Genomic DNA, 2,206 nt, shown 5'->3' with positions numbered 1-2,206 from the left:
GCCAGGCGCACCGCACGGCGGCGCGGAGAAAGCAGCGTATTTCGCATTTTGTCGTCCTTGAACTTGAAGTGGAGTAACCGTGCAGACGGGTACAACAGCGACGCTTCGACGATGCGGCGCGCGCGGATATTCCCGTTGCAAGACTGGGTTACCACCACGCGATCCCAATTCCCCAGACCATCATCGTCCCGGCTGCCTGCCGGATTACTGACGCCGACACCCTACACCAAGCGTGAATTCCGCGTCATGACAATCCGCAAAATATTTGAAACTCATCACAGGTTCGGCGATTCACCCAAGCAACCCACAAGCGCTCTTCAGCGCGCCAAGGGGAATTTTGCTGCTGTGCAAGGTAAGAAAAGCGAGCTAAGCCTGCATCGACCGGGACGCCTGCAGCACCTGGTCCTGTTCCAACGCATGCTGCGTCGCCGGCCCTTGTTTGGCAGCCTGCTCGGCCACGCGCTGACTACTCTGCTGGAGTGGAATGTCCATGGTCGCAACGGTCTCCACCGACACCCGCAGATGCGCGGGATCATCCGCCCTCCCCTGGATGGCAAACGTGCGCGCCGCGTCGCTGCTCATCGACACCGCATCGATACGCGCTCCACCGGCGGCGTGCATCTCGGCAGCCAAGCCTCCGGCAAGCTGATCGCTACGCTGATCAGGAGCGCGGCCTACCTTCGCGTCCTGCGCATACACACCGCGCCGCGCATCCTCGAACAACGCATTACCGGGGTGGTCGGCATGCTCCAGACTGGTGGTGCGCCGATCGGACTGTCGCTCAGCGTCGCGCCGCGCTGGCTCGCCCGGCTTCAACGTCCCGCGAATCTCGTCCACTACATCGTGCACCCCGCCCGGGACGCCGCGGGAACCCACGGTGAGGGCGCGCCGGCGCTCGCCGATATCATCGCGATACTCCTCGATCATCCGCTTGTTGCCCTCGGCCAGGGTGCGCGATTGCGGCGACTGCAGTACCGACTTGGCACCCAGAAAGTTATCCAGGCTGTGCGAGCCAAGCGACAGGCCGGCCGCCACCACCGGCTGGTCGGGGATCAGAAAGTTCGCCTTGCTATTGCTGAACCCGCATGCGGCGAGCGAATTGATCTCTTTCTGGGTCGCATAGACCCGCACCTGCCCGAAGTGGGGCGACGCCGCACTGACAGGATCGGCCGCCATCACATGGTTGACCAGATTGTTGCCGCCCTGCGGAATACGATACCCGAGACTGGCCGCGCCGTAGGCGTTGAACGTTTCACCTTTCAGATCGAAATGGTGCGAGGTGATCTGCGCCAGTGTGCCGCCGAGGGAATGACCGGTGACCGATACCGTGGGCGTGCGACCATCCAGAAGGCCTTCAGTCCTGGCAAAATCAACCGCGCGCCGGGTCAGTTCAATTGCATCGCGGCCCTGCAGGTTGGCGCGGGTGGTCACCATGCCGCCGTCGGTCAGCACCCCATCGCGACCGATCTGCTCGGTGCCGCGGTGGCCAACGACGATCTCGTTGGTATCCATGCGCTGGTAAACCGTGCCCTGGTAGCCGGTGAGACGGTTGTTGACGTGTTCGAGAATCTTGTACTCGTGCCCATTGAGGGTCACATGTTCTTCTTTGCCCGGCGCTCGCCGGCCCACCGCGMGGTCCTTGTACGTGTCATCGGAGATGGCCGCGAAGTCCCTGCTGTCGATGGTCATCTGGCCACCTCACCGACGCTGATCGAGACGGAGAACAGTCTCTCCCGCAGCTCGGGCTTGTATTCGGCCGGGTCCTCCTTGCCGCTGGCTGGGTAATCGGACATCGTCTCCGCGCGCGGATAGGTCATATCGGCGTAGTAACGTGTCTGCGTTTGCCCCGACAGGAGCTGATCGACCTTGATGAACGACAGGAAGCGGGTCTCTCCTGCGGCCCCCGTCGCCTTCAGCATCGTGCTGGCGCCGGTCAGCTCCCAATGACAGACGCCGCGGCCGTAGTAGTCCTCATCCTGCATCAGGTCCAGATAAACCTTGCCCTGATACTCATCGTCGGACACCTTGCGCAGCACCACGTCTTCCTGGCTGGTGATGCGGCTGCCAGTGCCGGTGGCGGGCTCGATATGACCGCACTGGTCCTCATTAGTCACATCGTACTGCGCAACCGCCTCCACCACGGCAAAGGGGCCGGGCGCATTGTGCACCTTCAGGGTGAACTCGATGGCCTTGCGCGGCCCAGGAT

Annotated in this window: 2 protein-coding genes; both read right to left on the bottom strand. The window is 62.8% G+C overall.

Annotated elements, in window-relative coordinates; all coding sequences use genetic code 11:
* Nucleotides 1-366: 366 nt before the first annotated feature.
* Nucleotides 367-1,689 carry an XVIPCD domain-containing protein gene (locus tag ACXJKH_RS19010; RefSeq protein ID WP_457321711.1) on the bottom strand — a complete coding sequence of 441 codons (1,323 nt, stop codon included), beginning with the start codon at nucleotides 1,687-1,689 and terminating at the stop codon, nucleotides 367-369.
* Nucleotides 1,686-2,206: hypothetical protein (locus ACXJKH_RS19005; RefSeq protein WP_457321709.1), on the bottom strand; the 521-nt coding region annotated here is incomplete at its 5' end. The genes ACXJKH_RS19010 and ACXJKH_RS19005, both read right to left, overlap by 4 nt.

The sequence above is a fragment of the Stenotrophomonas sp. P5_B8 genome (assembly GCF_054049855.1).
This window is presented reverse-complemented; position numbering and strand designations above follow the sequence as displayed.